The sequence below is a fragment of the Novosphingobium sp. KA1 genome, assembly GCF_017309955.1.
GTDB lineage: Bacteria > Pseudomonadota > Alphaproteobacteria > Sphingomonadales > Sphingomonadaceae > Novosphingobium.
Genome location: NZ_CP021248.1, coordinates 1,476,870 through 1,492,220, shown reverse-complemented (window position 1 = coordinate 1,492,220; position 15,351 = coordinate 1,476,870). Strand labels below are relative to the sequence as shown.

At 65.0% G+C, this 15,351-nt stretch carries 11 protein-coding genes; 8 read left to right on the top strand and 3 right to left on the bottom strand.

Translation table 11 applies throughout. The features are described 5' to 3' along the window. Nucleotides 1–6 precede the first annotated feature (6 nt). Both CA833_RS24260 and CA833_RS24255 read left to right on the top strand, forming a co-directional pair. Nucleotides 7–594 (top strand): NADPH-dependent FMN reductase, encoded by a 588-nt coding sequence (locus tag CA833_RS24260; RefSeq protein ID WP_142638971.1) that lies wholly within the window; start codon nt 7–9, stop codon nt 592–594. Next, nucleotides 591–2,984, top strand: a complete 2,394-nt coding sequence (locus tag CA833_RS24255; protein WP_207080498.1) for a glycoside hydrolase family 3 protein — start codon at nt 591–593, stop codon at nt 2,982–2,984. Before CA833_RS24260 ends, CA833_RS24255 begins: the two co-directional genes overlap by 4 nt. Here CA833_RS24255 and CA833_RS24250 read toward each other — a convergent pair. Beyond that, on the bottom strand, nt 2,964–5,126 hold the full coding sequence (locus CA833_RS24250) for an FUSC family protein (RefSeq protein ID WP_242526481.1): 2,163 nt from the start codon (nt 5,124–5,126) through the stop codon (nt 2,964–2,966). The two genes, CA833_RS24255 and CA833_RS24250, sit on opposite strands and share 21 nt — an antisense overlap. A 320-nt stretch (nt 5,127–5,446) precedes the next feature. On the opposite strand from CA833_RS24250, the gene CA833_RS24245 reads away from it, so the two are divergent. Further along, nucleotides 5,447–6,415: a LysR family transcriptional regulator gene (locus CA833_RS24245; RefSeq protein WP_142638967.1), complete on the top strand. Its 969-nt coding sequence runs from the start codon at nt 5,447–5,449 to the stop codon at nt 6,413–6,415. A gap of 76 nt (nt 6,416–6,491) precedes the next feature. Here the strand turns inward: CA833_RS24245 and CA833_RS24240 are convergent, their stop codons facing one another. Further along, on the bottom strand, nt 6,492–7,658 hold the full coding sequence (locus CA833_RS24240) for a winged helix-turn-helix domain-containing protein (protein WP_242526480.1): 1,167 nt from the start codon (nt 7,656–7,658) through the stop codon (nt 6,492–6,494). Nucleotides 7,659–7,767: 109 nt separating this feature from the next. On the opposite strand from CA833_RS24240, the gene CA833_RS24235 reads away from it, so the two are divergent. Continuing rightward, nucleotides 7,768–9,819 (top strand): carbon starvation CstA family protein, encoded by a 2,052-nt coding sequence (locus tag CA833_RS24235; protein ID WP_142638963.1) that lies wholly within the window; start codon nt 7,768–7,770, stop codon nt 9,817–9,819. After that, nucleotides 9,816–10,001 (top strand): YbdD/YjiX family protein, encoded by a 186-nt coding sequence (locus CA833_RS24230; RefSeq protein ID WP_142638961.1) that lies wholly within the window; start codon nt 9,816–9,818, stop codon nt 9,999–10,001. Before CA833_RS24235 ends, CA833_RS24230 begins: the two co-directional genes overlap by 4 nt. A 9-nt stretch (nt 10,002–10,010) precedes the next feature. Here CA833_RS24230 and CA833_RS24225 read toward each other — a convergent pair whose 3' ends face one another. Next, the gene (locus tag CA833_RS24225) at nt 10,011–11,234 is read right to left on the bottom strand and encodes an MFS transporter (RefSeq protein WP_242526479.1); all 1,224 of its coding nucleotides are present in this window, start codon (nt 11,232–11,234) and stop codon (nt 10,011–10,013) included. 365 nt (nt 11,235–11,599) lie between these two features. Here CA833_RS24225 and CA833_RS24220 point away from each other — a divergent pair, with 365 nt between their 5' ends. Genes CA833_RS24220 through CA833_RS24210 form a run of 3 tightly spaced genes read left to right on the top strand, consistent with a single transcriptional unit; the run spans nt 11,600 to nt 15,341 of the window. Then, entirely contained in the window at nt 11,600–12,232 is a 633-nt protein-coding gene (locus CA833_RS24220) for a gluconate 2-dehydrogenase subunit 3 family protein (protein WP_142638957.1), read from the top strand. 2 nt (nt 12,233–12,234) lie between these two features. After that, entirely contained in the window at nt 12,235–13,929 is a 1,695-nt protein-coding gene (locus CA833_RS24215; RefSeq protein ID WP_142638955.1) for an FAD-dependent oxidoreductase, read from the top strand. Next, the gene (locus CA833_RS24210; protein ID WP_242526478.1) at nt 13,926–15,341 is read left to right on the top strand and encodes an MFS transporter; all 1,416 of its coding nucleotides are present in this window, start codon (nt 13,926–13,928) and stop codon (nt 15,339–15,341) included. The genes CA833_RS24215 and CA833_RS24210 overlap by 4 nt, the downstream gene beginning before the upstream one ends. The last annotated feature ends 10 nt before the right edge of the window (nt 15,342–15,351 follow it).

Here is a 15,351-nt window from a genome sequence, read left to right as displayed (position 1 = left end):
AAAGCGATGACCGAGAATTCGACCGCCGCGCCCCGGCGGATCGTCGGGCTGGGCGGAACCTTCCGTCAGGCCTCATCCAGCGAACGGATCGTGCGCGCCGTACTGGCAGAATGCGCCGCAATGGGCGCCGAAACCGTGATGTTCGACGGTCCCGCGCTCGCGGCGCTGCCGCATTTCAATCCGGAGCAGCCGGAGCGTACGGCGGAAGAACTGGCGCTTGTCGAAGCGGTTCGGATGGCGGACGGTATCGTCATCGGCAGCCCCGGCTATCACGGCGGCTATTCGGGGCTCGTCAAGAACGCCATCGACCTGCTGGAAGACTTGCGCGGCGATGCCCGTGTATATTTTGATGGACGACCTGTGGGGCTGGTTGTCACGGCGGCCGGATGGCAGGCCTGTGGAACCACGCTTTCGGCACTGCGCGACGTTGTCCATGCCATGCGCGGTTGGCCGACGCCGGTAGGTGTCGGGGTCAATTCGGCCGAGCAGAGGCCGTTTGCGCCCGACGGTTCGTTGATCGACGAAGCGGTTGCGCGTGCAGTGCGCGCCCAGGCTGAGCAGATCATGGGTTTCCGGGTGGAGGCCCTGGCATGAGCGCGTTTTCTCTTTCGCAGGCCTGCGCGCTTACGGCAGGCGAGGCGATGTGGTCCTCGTGTGCGGTGCCTGAGGCGGGCATTCCCTCCTTCACGATGTCCGACGGCCCGCTTGGGATCGCCAGCGGCAAGGTGGACGAACGCGATATTGCCCTGCTTAGCCCCTGCTCGACGCTGCTTGGAGCGACCTGGGATCGCGATCTGTCCCGCCGTATTGGCGCGCTGGTTGGCAGCGAGGCCGTTTCGCGCGGCGTGGATGCCGTGCTGGCGCCCAACCTCAATCTCGCTCGCAGCCCGCTGGCAGGGCGGGCCTTCGAGTACTTTTCGGAAGATCCGGTGTTGACCGGGGTGCTCGGCGCGGAATGGGTCAAGGGCCTGCAATCGACCGGCACCGGATCGATCGCCAAGCACATGGTCTGCAACGACAGCGAGACTGCGCGCGACGAGGTGGACGTTCGTGTCGACGAGCGGACCTTGCGCGAGGTGTACCTGCTGCCCTTTGAATATGCCGCAAGCGAGGGCTGTGCGGGGCTGATGGCGGCCTATAACCGTGTCAACGGGGCGTGGTGTTCGGAACAGGCCCATGTGCTGACGAAAGTGGTCAAGCAGGACTGGGGCTTCGACGGTCTCATCATGAGCGACTGGTTCGGCACCCATTCCAGCGAAGGCACGATCAATGCCGGGCTCGATCTGGAAATGCCCGGCCCTGCGCGCTTCATGGGGGAAAAGCTGGAGGCGGCGGTGGCGATGGGCGCGGTTGACGCCGCGCGCGTGGAAGACGCGGCAGCCCGCGTCGCATCGGTGGCGCGCCGGATCACCGGCAACAAGTCCCAGCCGGTGTCGCCGGATGCGGCGCAGGCTCTGCTTGTGGAGGCGGCGGCTGCCGGCTTTACGCTCCTGCGCAACGAAGGGGATATGCTGCCGCTCGCTCCGGGGGCGGTGAAGCGTCTGGCCGTGATCGGCCCCAATGCCTGGGCGCCGTGTTTTCAGGGCGGGACTTTCGCCAAGATCTCGATCTCGCCTGATGCGCCGACGCCGGTCGAGGTGCTGCGCGAGACGTATGGCGGCTGTTCGGAGATCCTGTTCGAGCCTGGCGTCGATCCGCAGCCGCGCCTGCCCAGCATGCGCGTTGTGCCGGCGCTGGATATCGGCGATGGTTCCACGCGCGGAATGACACTCGAATACTTTGGCGCGCCAGACTGTGCGGGTGAAGTGGTGTCGCGCGAGACACGCGATACGAATTCGCTGGTCTGGTTTGTCGGCGTGCACGATCAGGCCGATTTCGCGACGCCCGGTTCGGTGCGGGCAAGCGGGCGCTACAAGGCAACCCGCAGCGGAGTGCACAATCTGCACCTTGGCTCCACGGGCGCCGCGCGTATTCTTGTCGATGGCGAGGAAGTGATGCGCGCGGGTGGCGAAATCCCGGCAGGTGACGTCATGGGCGTGCTCAAGCGCGGTGATTCCGATGTCCTGGCCCTGGACCTGGCCGAGGGGCAGACGATCACGGTGACGGTCGAGTTCTCGTGGATCGGCGGGCGCGTGCAGGGGCTCTGGTACGGGCTGCGCGGTCCCGGCAGTGCGGAAGAGATGTTGCAGGCTGCTGTCGACGCCGCACGATCGGCCGATGCGGTATTCCTGATCGTGGGTGAAACATCCGACTCCAGCGTCGAAAGCAAGGACCGTGCGGACACTTTGCTGCCGGCCGAGCAACTGCGCCTGATCGACGCAGTGACGGCGGCCAATCCCCGTACCGCGGTGATCGTCAACGTCGGCCATGCCTTCGACTGCTCCTGGGAGCACCGGACGGCCGCGCTGCTCTCGGTCTGGTATCCGGGAGAAGGCTTCGCCCGGGCGCTCGCCGATGTGCTGTCGGGCGCTCGTGAGCCTGGCGGACGCCTGCCGGTAACGTTCGCGGCCAGCGAGGACGATTACCCCGCCTTCCGGCTGAAACCTGCCGCCGACGGGACGCTGGCCTATTCGGAAGGTACTCTGCTGGGCTATCGCGGACTTGTCGCCAAAGGAAAGGCGGCGCGGCATCCGATCGGTTCCGGCGCTGGTTACGCCTGCTTTGCCTGGTCCGATGCCCGGATCGAGGACAACGTGGTAACGCTTACCGTCGCGAACGTCTCGGACCGCGACGGCAGCGACGTCGTGCAGGTCTACCGCGATTCTCCCGAATGCGCGCTGGTGGGTTTCACCAAGGTAGCCCTGGCCGCCGGGGAAAGCCGCCGTGTATCGGTACCGCTGGAACCCCGCGCACTGCAACGCTGGGGCGTTGAGGGGTGGGAATACCTTGCCGGCCCCCTCGGCCTGCGGGTGGCGCGCCACAGCGAAGAGGCGGGCATGGCGCTTGACGCAGCTGCCCTGGATCTATCCCGGGAGCACGGCTGAGCCATCCTCCCGCTGGCGGCGCATGGCCGGTGGAGGCGGCGCGTAGGATGCCAGATTGCGCCTGAGGCTGGTAAGCGCCAGCACGCCAAGGCGGCGCTGCTCGAGATCTTCCAGCGCCGCCACTTTCGCCAGAACCAGGTCGATCGCCCGAACCAAGGCAGGATCCGGGTCGATCGGCCGGTCGTCGCGTAGCTGCGTGAAGTGCTGCTCGACGTGCTTGAGCACGACCGCGACTTGCCGGGCGCTCCACGGCGATGCACGTTCCTGGAACGTGCGAAGGTCGTGGATGGCCATGCCAATGCGGGTGTCGGCGAGGATGTCGAGCAGGGGTTGGGTAGGGTCGATTGCGAGGTATTTGAGGCGCGGCGTCAACATCGCCACGCGGTCGATCATACGGCCGATCCAGGCATTGAGGTCGAGGCTGTCCCTGCCCCCCGCCATGCCCGCGAGCTCGCGCCAGCCCGAACGCACGAGCCGGATCGCACTGGAGCGTGTTCCAACCGAACTGGCGAAATTGAGTACAAAGACGGCAATGCCAACCCCTACGATTTGCGCGATGGCGAAGTTGGTGAAGGTCTGGAAATTGGCGTCGTATTCCTCGTTGAGGCCTACGAGGCCCGGCAATGTCAGCATGATGCCGATGGCAAAGATCGCGGTCGACGGGCGGGCCTGAAGGCTGCCGACGATCAGCATGACCGGCGCCAGAACGCCGACCATTGCCGGAAAGTCACTGAGCCGGGGCATCAGGACAAAGGCGTAGAATGCGCCGATCGGCATGGCGGCAAGGGTACCGTACAGCAGGCGGCTGGCGGTCGGTCCAGGGTTGTCGAGGTGGCTGAACAGGGCGCAGATGATGCACGCGATCACCACGGCGGTGCTGCCATCCGGCCAGGCCGTGGCGATCCACATGGCTGTGCCGATGCCCAGGGTTGCCATCGTCGCCAGCGCCGATCGCAGCGCCAGGCCATGGTCACGGTGCAGCGGCATGGCGCGGGCATTGCGGATGGCGGCGGCAATGTTCGGTGATGGCGCGGTGGTCGGGGAAAGGATGATCGCATGCAATTCACGCGCATCGCGGTGGATACGGATCAGATCCTGCAAGCGGTCGAGCAGGCTTAGACACAGCCCGGTCTCCCAGTCCCATTCGCTTTCGTCCCGCGGTTCCAGTGCATGGGCGCGGGCGATAAGCGCGTCGGCTTGGGGTATGGTCTCGGCGGCCGAGGAAAGGTCGTTCAGCCACAGGGTGATGTCGGCGATGAGGGCTGCGATATCCGGTGGCATGGCTTCAGCGGCGTGAAGCTGGCCGATGCGATCCTCGATGCCGCTCGCCAGCGGGAGAAGCATCGAGAGTCGGTCCTGCAATACGCGCAGAACCGCGACCCGCACGGTGAAGCGGGAGAGATCGAAAGGCAGCTGGACCGCCAACTGGTGCAATTCGTGGAGATCAAGAGCGAGCCTGCGGCGATCGCGGTCGAGCGTCGCCGCGTCCTCTGCATTGTCCTGCGCGGACAGCGCATCGCGCGACCAGCGTTCGGCGTCGGTCAGGATCTGGCTGGCGCGTTCGGCCAGCTTTGCCGAGACGGTGCGCGGGAATATCAGTGCGTTGACCACGGCACTGGACCAGATGCCGATGATGATTTCCTGCACGCGCAGGCTGGCGATGTCGAAGATCGTGCTCGGGTGGCTCACGGCGGCGAAGCCGATGATGCTGGCGGTGTATCCGGCGAGCAGGAACACGTAGGATCGCGGGGTGCGGTCCAGCATCGCCACATATGTGCACAATGCCAGCCAAAGGCCCAGCACCCAGGTCAGCAACTCCGGCGAGTTCACGAACTGGGGGACGAGGATGATGGCGACAAGCGCGCCGAAGACGGTGCCGATCATGCGGAAGACCGCTTTCGACAACATGGCGCCGGCCAGCGGCTGGGCCACGATGTAGCAGGTGATGACCGACCAGTAAGGCCGGTGCAGGCCGATCCGCAGCGCGATGTAGTAGGCCAGGATCGCCGCCGCGTAAGTCTTCAGGGAAAACAGGGCATCCGCCATCCCGGTCAGCGTTTCCGCCAGAACGGGACTTGTTTCCCGGGAACGCGGCAAGGCTGGCGTGGTGATGCTTTGCAGACGCGCGGTGCCGACGGCCATGGTGTCAGGCCGTCATCGGAACGATATGGCTGGATAAGGTTGCCGCCGGGGGTAGGCGCACGCCGATGCGGGGTTCAAGACAGGCAACTCTTGTTGTCTTATATCCACCGTTGCAGTCTTGGGGCATGAACATCAGCGCAGTTTAGGGGGAAGTCCGCCTGTTCGGCGGCAACCTGTCCAGGATTTGTCGGTCTCGCCGACCGCGCTGCCCTGGACCTTTCACCGAGTCGATGGAAGGACTGTGTTGAACTGACATTATATCGCTGCGATATGGATGGTGAGCGCTTGGCCCGCAACGAGCGGCTCTGGAGCGACGTGAAATGCAGAACATCGACATTCGCCAGCTGCGCTATTTTCTCGCGGTCGCCAACGAACGCAGCTTCACGCGCGCGGCGGAGCAACTGCACATGACGCAGCCGCCGCTCAGCCAGCGTATCCAGGAACTTGAGGTCTCGCTTGGATTGACCCTGTTCGAGCGCGGCACTCGCCCGCTGAAGCTGACCGAGGCGGGCAAGCTGCTCTATGAGCGGGCCAGCATGGTCATGCGCGGCATGCAGCAGCTGCAGGTCTCCATGCAGAACCTGGCGGCGCGGAAATCACCGCGCTTTGTGTTCGGGCTGGTGCCCTCGACGCTCTATGCGCGACTGCCCGAGGTAATCCGGCAGTTCCGCGAGATCGTGCCGCAAGTCGAGATCGGCGTGACCGAAATGGGCACCGAGGAGCAGATGGCGGCGCTGAAGGATCGCCGCATCGATATCGGTTTCGACCGGATCGTTGTCGAGGATCCGGGTATCCGTCATGTGCTGGCTCGCAATGAACCGCTTGTGGTCGCAGTCGCGAAGGACCATCCGCTGGCATTGCTGGGGGAGCCTGTGGAACTGGCAAGGCTTTGCCGGGAGCCATTGATCTTCTATCCCAGCGAGCCGCGTCCGAGTTTTGCCGACCTGGTACTCTCGGCGTTCGTTTCGCACGGGTTGATGCCTGATCAGATCCAGGAAGTGCGGGAACTGCAGACCGGGCTGGTCATGGTGGCGGCGGGCGTCGGTGCATGCATCGTGCCGCAATCGGTGCGGCATCACGGCCGGGGTGACGTGGCCTTCATCGACATCGCCGAACCGATTTCAGCGCCGCTGTTGATGCGTTTCCGGCAAGATGACACCGCGCCGGAACTGCGCCAATTGCTGACCCTGCTCGCACGGCTTTACGAGGAATGGGGCTGGCCGATCCCCGCCGAACTCGCGCGGATGCGCGCCGTTTCCGATCCGGCAGTATCGCGTCACGTTCCATAAAATTCCTGTTTTCCGCGTTCTCTGAGATATCAGGAAGGCCAGCTCGATTGGAAGGCGGGCTGACGCATCGGCAGGCTCATGGCTTCAGCGGTGCGAGTTCCAGCCCCAACCACGCAGCCATGGTTTCGAGTTCGGCGGACAGTTCCTCTCTTGCATCTTCCGGCGCGTCGGGTTCGAAATGCGCCGATTGCACGATCAGCATTGCAGCCTTGCGGTCGGCCTTGAGGTCGACCCGTGCTACCAAACGGTCGCCCAGCAGGAACGGCAGCACGTAGTAGCCGTGAAGGCGCTTTTCCGCAGGCACGTAGATCTCGATGCGGTAGCGAAAGCCGAACAGGCGCTCGGCGCGGTCGCGCTCCCAGACCAGCGGATCAAAGGGGGCCAGGAGAGCACGGCCGTCGATGCGGCGCGGGCGGCGGGCATCGCGGTGCAGCCAGCCATGCTTTCCGCCCGCCACGGAAACCGGAATCAGCACGCCTTCCTCGGCCAGCGCATGGATCGCGGGCCGGGCTTGTTCGGGCGACTGGCGGAAGTAGTCGCGCAGTTCCTTGTCGGTGGCGATACCGTGGGCGGCGGCGGCATGGGCGATGAGCGCGCGGTGGGCGTCGGCATCGGCGGGCGTGGGGAGCGCCAAGACGGTGGCAGGGATCACCCGCTCGGTCAGGTCATAGAGGCGCTCGAAGCTGCCGCGCCGTGCGGCGGTGGTAATGTGACCCGCCCAGAACAGCCATTCCAGCGCGCGCTTGGTGTCGCTCCATTCCCACCAGCCGGACTTGCCCTTGTGGCTTTCGAAATCCGATGCGGCGAGCGGGCCGTCGATCCGGATGCGGTCAAGCAAGGCCATGGCCTCGGCGCGTCGTTCGCTGGCGTAGAGCCGCATCCGTCCCCAGCTGGCTTCACCGCGATCCGCCTGGTTCATGCGCCAGCGCAGCAGTGGCTGCAATTCGAACGGCAGCAGCGAGGCTTCGTGCGCCCAGTATTCGAACAGTGCGCGTTGGCGCCTGGGGCCCCAGGCCAGCGTTTCGAGATCGGCGCGATCATAAGCGCCGAGGCGCGAGAAGGCAGGCAGGTAATGCGCACGGACCAGCACGTTGACGCTGTCGATCTGGTGAAGGTGAACCTTGCCCAGCACGCGGCGCAGGTCGGCCGGTTTCGGCGCGCGCGCAGGCCGGGCGCCAAAGCCCTGCGCGGCAAGGGCGATGCGCCGGGCAAGCGGGGCGCCGATCTCTTCGAATTTCGTCACCGAACGAGAGGTATGGCCAAGTCCCGTCAGTGGCAAGCGGCCGACAGGGGGTTGCAGGCTCAGCCCATTCCTGCGCAAACGGCATTTCGAGCCGATATGGGAAGAGGATATGACCGTGCATCGAATTGGCTGGATCGTCATGGCCCTGGTGGCGACCGGATCGCTGGCGGTCGTGGCCCTGTCGCGCGGAGAGACGATCAGCGCGCTGTGGATTCTGGTCGCGGCGGTCTGTTCTTTCCTTGTGGCCTATCGCTTCTATGCGCGCTTCATCGCCCGGAAGGTCATGCGCCTCGATCCCGGACGAGCGACCCCGGCTGTCTACCGTGCCGACGGGCTGGATTATGTGGCGACCGACAAGCGGGTGCTGTTCGGGCACCACTTTGCCGCTATCGCCGGGGCCGGACCGCTGGTGGGGCCGGTGCTGGCCGCACAGATGGGCTATCTGCCGGGCACGCTGTGGATCATCGTGGGCGTGGTGCTGGCCGGTGCCGTGCAGGACTTCATGGTGCTGTTCATCTCGATGCGTCGCGACGGGCGCTCGCTGGGGGAGCTGGTGCGCATGGAAATGGGCCAGGCGGCAGGCGTGATAGCGCTCTTCGGGGCGTTCCTCATCATGATCATCATCCTGGCGGTACTGGCTCTGATTGTCGTCAAGGCGCTGGCGGCCAGCCCATGGGGGCTGTTCACCGTGGCGGCAACCGTGCCCCTGGCGCTGGCGATGGGCGGTTACACCCGGTGGATCAGGCCCGGGCGGATCGGCGAAGTCTCGGTGCTGGGACTGATCGGCCTGATCGCGGCGCTGGTCTGTGGGCAGTGGGTGGCGCAGTCGCCGTTCTGGGGGCCGCTGTTCACGCTGACACCGATCCAGCTGTGCTGGATCCTGATCGGCTATGGCGCGGTCGCCTCGGTGCTGCCGGTCTGGCTGCTGCTCGCTCCGCGCGACTACCTCTCGACTTTTCTCAAGATCGGCGCGATCGCGGCGCTGGCGGTGGGTATCGTCATCATGGCACCTGCGCTGCGCATGCCTTCAGTGACCGCATTCGCGGCGGACGGCGGCCCGGTCTGGGCGGGATCGCTGTTCCCGTTCCTGTTCATCACCATCGCCTGCGGCGCGGTATCAGGGTTCCACGCGCTGATCGCCAGCGGCACGACGCCCAAGCTGATCGCCACCGAGGCCGATGCGCCGATGATCGGCTATGGTGCGATGCTGATGGAGGCGTTCGTGGCGATCATGGCGCTGATCGGCGCTTCGATCCTCGATCCCGGCATCTATTTCGCGATGAACAGCCCGGCCGCGGTGATCGGCACCGAGCCGCATCAGGTGGCGCAGGCGGTGACCGCGATGGGGTATCCGCTGTCCGCCGACACGCTGGTGCAGACCGCGCGCGATCTGGGGGAGCACACGATCATTTCACGCGCGGGCGGGGCGCCAACCCTGGCGGTCGCCATGGCGGAGATCTTCTCGCATGTTGTCGGCGGGCCGGCGATGAAGGCGTTCTGGTACCACTTCGCGATCCTGTTCGAGGCGTTGTTCATCCTTACCGCCGTTGATGCGGGCACCCGCGCGGGACGGTTCATGCTACAGGACCTGATCGCCATCGCCGCGCCGCGTTTCGGCAAGAACGAAGGGGTGGTGCCCGGGCTTGTGGCGACAGGGCTTTGTGTGGCGGCCTGGGGGTTTTTCCTCCATCAGGGCGTGTCCGATCCGCTGGGCGGGGTGAACACGCTCTGGCCGGTCTTCGGTATCGCCAACCAGATGCTGGCGGCAATCGCCCTGATGCTGGGGACGGTGGTGCTGTTCCGCATGAAGCGTGATCGTTATGTCTGGGTGACGGCTCTCCCGGCGGCATGGCTGCTGCTGTGCACGGGCACGGCGGGCTGGCTAAAGCTGTTTGCAGCCGATCCCAAGGTGGGCTTCCTGGCTCATGCCGCCAGGTTCGAGGCGGCGGCGGACAGGGGGCAGGTTCTGGCGCCGGCAAAGTCATTGTCGGAAATGCGGCAGGTGATCCTCAATGACCGTATCGATGCCGCACTTGTCGCGGTGTTTCTGGCGGTGGTCCTTGCCTTGCTGGTGTTCAGCCTGCGCAGCGTCCTTGCGGCGCGTCGCAGCGCCGTGCCGACTGCCTGTGAGGTGATCGATGAAACGGTGGCGGCGGCATGAGCGATCCTCTCGCCACGCTGCGCAAGGCGCTGCACCTGATGGTCGGAATGCCCGATTACGAGGATTACGTCAGGCACATGCAGGCCCGCCACCCCGACCGCCCGGTCATGGACCGGAAGGCCTTTTTTCGTGATCGGCAGCAGGCCCGCTATGGTGGAAGAAACGGCGGGCGCTGCTGTTGAGGCTCTGGATCAGGCCGCGTTCGGGGCTCCGTGCGGCGTCTTGCCGCCCGTGAAGCCCACGCCGAGTGCGGCCAGTGCCACCACCAGCGACACGGTGCCCGCCGTCACGAAAGCGCCTTGCATGGAGCCGGTCGCGCCGCTGGCCTGATGGACGAGTGCGGGCGATATGAACTGGCCGAAGAAGAATGAGCCGGTCCAGATGCCCATGCCCCGGCCGCGATGCTCGAAGGGGAACTTGGTCTGGGCCCAGGCGATCAGCGAGGGCACGGCCATGCCGGCGCCGGTCTGCTGGATGGCAAGGCCGACAATCATCTCGCCCGGGTTGCGAGCCAGGCCGATGACGGCAAGGCCGGTCCCGAGGATGGCGAGGAAAGCACCCAGTTGCACGCCGTTGGAACGGCCCGACAGGATGCGGAACAGCAGCGCGCCGAGGATGACGAACAAGCTCGGCAGGAAGCTCATCTTGGCGACGGCGGCAGGATCGGTCACGCCCACTTCGCCGAAGGCGATGCTGCCGTTGACGATGAAGACATAATACTGTGCCGCCGAAAACAGCGTCAGCGCGCCGACGCCCAGCGCGGCGCCGAGCGGGAAGCGGGCCTTTTCGCCCGCCGGTGCGGTTGGCGCTTCGTCATGCGCGGCACGGCCCTGGGGTTCGTAGAGGAACACCAGCATCGCCAGATAGATCGGGAAAGCGACGAGGTAGACGAGGAAGCCGCCGTTCCAGCGGACCGAGGCGACAAGGCCGGACATCAGGATCACGCCCGAGGCCAGGAACGGCCCGATCACGCCTTGCAGAAACAGCCAGTTGCGGCGGCTTTCGTTATCCCAGTAGTCGCCGATCAGGGTGTTTACGATGGTGAGGATGCCCGCCTCGCACACGCCCAGCGCCAGACGGCTGGCGAAGATGTGGTTCAGGTCGTCAAGGAAGAACGGCAGGGTGCCGAACAGCCCGTAGAAAAACGTGCAGATCAGCAGCAGCCTCCGGCGGCCGAAGGTGTCCACGAACCAGCCCGCGAATGGTGCGAGGATCGCGATGGTAAGGCCCGGCGCAGTGACCATCAGAGGCACTTTTGCCGCTGCATCGGGGTCCGTTTTGAAGTGCGCGATCATCGACGCCACGATCGGGAACATCGAGACGATCGCGAAGATCGGGAGGAAAGCCGCGATGACGATCGTCATGCCCTGCGGCTTCATGGTGAGCTTTCTGAAGAATCGGGAAACCGGGTTCATGCCTCTCCGCCCGTGCCGCTGCCCGGCACTTAATTAGAATTTGTATTCCTGTTTGTTATCGGCGAATTTGATCGCGGTCAATGCAATCGAAGGCCTTGACCGATCGCCTCATCTAAAATTAGAACGATAATTATAAAAAATGTGAGAGGAAGCATGACAAGTCCGCGCCTGAGAACGGGTATGGTGGCCGGCGGATCAGGGATAACCATCGGCCTGATGCCCCGAATCGCCGCCAAACCGGGCCCCGAGATCGAAGGGGGTGCCGGCATGGGCGATGGTCAGCACGCAATGCGCCTCCTCGAAATGACTGCTCGGCCCAGCCGCAACGATCTCGCGCGCAACGCAAAACTGATGGGAGGCGGCCGATGAGCGGAGCCCACAAGGGCTGGAACCGCCGTGAGTTCACGGCCGGCGCGGCGTTGCTGGCGCTGGCGCTGGGCATCCCCGCGGCGGGCGTGAAGCTCACCGATCTCGATGCCGAAGACCTGCCGAGTGATCGCCAGCGCCGCCTGATCGCGGAAGTGTCCGACCTCGTGATCCCGCGCACCGATACGCCGGGAGCGATGGAGGTCGGCGTCGGCGATTTCGTGGTGCTGGCGCTTGCCCATGGGCTTGGCGGAACGCGCACGCCGATGGCTGCCGAGATGGTAACCGCCGCCACCGCTCCCTTCCGGCGCCGGGACGGATCGCTGCGCTATCTGCCCTGGCTGGAACATGTGCTCGACCGTGCGGCAGGCGGCGATTTCCTGCGCCATAGCGCCGCCGAGCGCACCCGCCTGCTGACCGCACTCGACGATGCGGCTTTTGCGCAGGGCGCGCCGCCTTCGCCGTGGAACGCACTGAAGGGGCTGATCCTCACCGGCTACTACACCAGCGAGGCAGGCGGATCGCAGGAGCTTCGTTACGAACTGGTCCCCGGTAAATGGGAATGGGACATCCCGCTCACCCCGGAGATGCGCGCTTTCTCCAGCGACTGGACTGCAGTGGATTTCGGCTGACAATGGAAAACAACACGCAATTCGATGCGATCGTCGTCGGCTCCGGCATAACCGGGGGCTGGGCGGCCAAGGAACTTACCGAGGCGGGATTAACCGTGCTCATGGTAGAGCGCGGGCGCAATATCGAGCATCAGACGGGCTACGAGACCGAGCTCAAGGCTCCGTGGGAAATGGAATATCGCGGGCAGGGCGACGCGGCGCTCTACGCCCGTGAATACCCGGTGCAGATGCTCAACCGGCATTTCAACGAGTTCACCGAGAACCACTTCGTCAACGATACCGAACAGCCCTACCAGAAGGCACCGGGCAAGGAGTTCGACTGGTTCCGCTCCTACCAGCTTGGCGGTCGCTCGCTGACATGGGGGCGGCAGTGCTATCGCTGGTCGGACTATGATTTTGGTGCCAACAAGCGCGACGGTTTCGGCACCGACTGGCCGATCCGCTATGCCGATTTGGCGCCGTGGTACGACAAGGTCGAGGAATTCGTCGGCGTTTCCGGCGCGGCGGAGGGACTGGCTCAGCTTCCCGATGGGCGCTTCCTGCCGCCGATGGAACTGAACTGCGTAGAGCAGGCCGCGCGTGAGCGTATTCGCGCGAAGTACCCGGACCGGGTGATGACCATCGGCCGCACCGCCAATCTCACCGAAGCGCGCCCGGAGCAAGGCCGCGGACATTGCCAGTACCGCAGCATCTGCGCGCGGGGGTGTTCCTATGGCGCCTATTTCTCCACGCAATCGGCCACGCTGCCGGCGGCGAAGAAGACCGGGCGGCTGAAGGTCGTTACCGATGCGCAGGTCCACAAGGTCGATTACGACCCGAAGACCGGCCGTGTCACCGGAGTACGCTGGATCGACACCAAAACCGGCGAGCACAAAGTGGCTTATGCGCGGGTCGTGTTCCTCAATGCAGGTGCGTTCAATTCGGTTCATCTGATGCTGAACTCGGCCAGCGAGGCGATGCCGCATGGCCTTGCCAATTCCAGCGGCGTGCTCGGCACGCATATCATGGACCATGCCAATACGATGGCGGCCATGGCGGTGATGCCCGGTTACGAAGGGCGCACCAGCTTCGGCAACCGCCCGACCGGCATCGTCATCCCGCGCTTCCGCAATCTCGATACGCTGGACGGGGACGGCTTCACGCGCGGCTATTCATTCCAGGGCGGTGCGCTGCAGGGCACCTGGACGCGCGGCAAGCGGATGGGTGGCATCGGCAAGGACTACAAGGAGGAACTGCACAAGATCGGCCCGTGGACGATGGTGCTGGTGGTCTTCGCGGATTCGATGCCGCGCGCCAGCAACCGCCTGACGCTGAGCAAGCGCGCCGATCCGCGCGGCGTGCGCCAGCTCGAGATCGCCTTCGAGCATGGCAAGGAGGAGCTGGCCGCGCTGGCCGATGCCCACCGCGAGGCGACCGCGATGCTCACCGAAGCGGGCGGGCATGTCATCATGGGGTTCGACCGGCCCGGTCACGGTGGCACCTCGATCCACGAGATGGGCGGCGCGCGCATGGGCTGGGACCCGAAAACCTCGGTTCTCAACCGCTTGAGTCAGGCCCACGATATCCCGAACCTGTTCGTCACCGACGGCGCGCAGATGAGTTCGTCGGCCTGTCAGAACCCTTCGCTCACGTACATGGCGCTTACCGCGCGGGCCTGTGCGACGGCGGTTTCGATGCTGAAGGAAGGCGTGATTTGACGGCGATCGTGTCGTCGGCACTACCGGCGGAACTGACCGAACGGCAAAAGTCGCTTGCCTACCTGACGCTGATGGTCGCGCTGGTGCTGGAGATCGTCGACGTTACGATCGTCAACACTGCGCTGCCGGTCATCGAGCGCGATTTCGGGGCGGCGGCAGCGCAGGCGCAGTGGGTGGCAGCGGGCTATTCATTGGCATTTGCATTGCTGTTGATGCTGGGCGGGCGGCTGGGCGATGCCTTCGGCTACAGCCGCCTGTTCATTGGCGGTGTGGCCGGCTTCACACTGGCGTCGCTGTTGTGCGGCCTATCCGCGAGTCCAGGGCAATTGATCGCCGCGCGCGTACTGCAGGGCAGTGCGGGCGCGATGATGGCGCCCCAGGTGATGGCGCTGATCCAGGTGCTGTACGGCCCGATGGAGCGGGTGGCCAAACTGGCTTGGGTCGGTGTGATCGGCGGACTATCCGCGATTTCGGGGCCGATCCTCGGCGGGATCCTGATCCACGCAAACCTGTTCGATACCGGTTGGCGCAGCGTATTCCTGATCAACGTGCCGGTAGGGCTGGCAGCGACGATGTTGGCTGCCCGGCTCCTCCCGGGCGCACGTTCCCCGCTTCCGCGGGGGATTGACGGCCGCGGTACGGCCTTGCTGGGTGTGGCCATGGCGGCTTTGCTCTACCCGCTCGTGCGCGGGCACGATCTTGGCTGGAAGCCATGGCATTTCGCGTTGCTGGCAGCTTCGCCCATTGCCTTGGCACTGGTATGGCGGCGGACTGTCCGCCGGGAGGGCAAGGGGGAGGCGCCGGTCTTTCCGACCGCGTTGGCGCGGCAGCGGCAATTCGTGATGGGGCTTTCGATTGCGCTTGCCTTCGGAATTGCGACGGGGGGATTCCTTTTTGTCTTTGCATTCGGCGCGCAAACCTTGCGTGGATATTCACCGCTTGAAACTGGACTTTTGCACGTGCCTTTCAGTGTCGGCGTGATGTTCGGGATCGCGTTTCTTGGCCGAAAGCTATTGGCTTTCTACGGAAGGTGGGTCATTTTCGGCGGCATTTCCTTGATGGCGATCTTTGCGGGCATGACGCTCTGCTGGATCGAGGGCAACATGCCCTACATATGGGCACTACCATGCCTTGGACTGGCAGGGGTGGGCATGGGCATGACGAGCGGCCCGCTGACGCCGGTGATGCTCGCGCGCGTCGATCCAGCGCACGCCGGTGTGGCCAGCGGCATCGTCAAGACGGTCCAGGAACTGGGAATGGCTCTTGGTGTCGCGATGGTCGGAACGGCGTTCTTCGCCGGAAGCGGGCGCACGATGCTGCCTGCCATTGCCGTGATCGAGGTGTTGCTGGTCATGGCGCTGGGCTTAGCGATCCGACTGCCCAGCGCATTGTTTCCAGAGCAGGAACGCTGACGCAAGTCAG

Bases quoted from the DNA above. Each gene is read 5' to 3' on its own strand.
- CA833_RS24260 (WP_142638971.1), top strand. From the start codon at position 7: ATGACCGAGAATTCGACCGCCGCGCCCCGGCGGATCGTCGGGCTGGGC.
- CA833_RS24255 (WP_207080498.1), top strand. From the start codon at position 591: ATGAGCGCGTTTTCTCTTTCGCAGGCCTGCGCGCTTACGGCAGGCGAG.
- CA833_RS24250 (WP_242526481.1), bottom strand. From the start codon at position 5,126: ATGGCCGTCGGCACCGCGCGTCTGCAAAGCATCACCACGCCAGCCTTG.
- CA833_RS24245 (WP_142638967.1), top strand. From the start codon at position 5,447: ATGCAGAACATCGACATTCGCCAGCTGCGCTATTTTCTCGCGGTCGCC.
- CA833_RS24235 (WP_142638963.1), top strand. From the start codon at position 7,768: ATGACCGTGCATCGAATTGGCTGGATCGTCATGGCCCTGGTGGCGACC.
- CA833_RS24230 (WP_142638961.1), top strand. From the start codon at position 9,816: ATGAGCGATCCTCTCGCCACGCTGCGCAAGGCGCTGCACCTGATGGTC.
- CA833_RS24225 (WP_242526479.1), bottom strand. From the start codon at position 11,234: ATGAACCCGGTTTCCCGATTCTTCAGAAAGCTCACCATGAAGCCGCAG.
- CA833_RS24220 (WP_142638957.1), top strand. From the start codon at position 11,600: ATGAGCGGAGCCCACAAGGGCTGGAACCGCCGTGAGTTCACGGCCGGC.
- CA833_RS24215 (WP_142638955.1), top strand. From the start codon at position 12,235: ATGGAAAACAACACGCAATTCGATGCGATCGTCGTCGGCTCCGGCATA.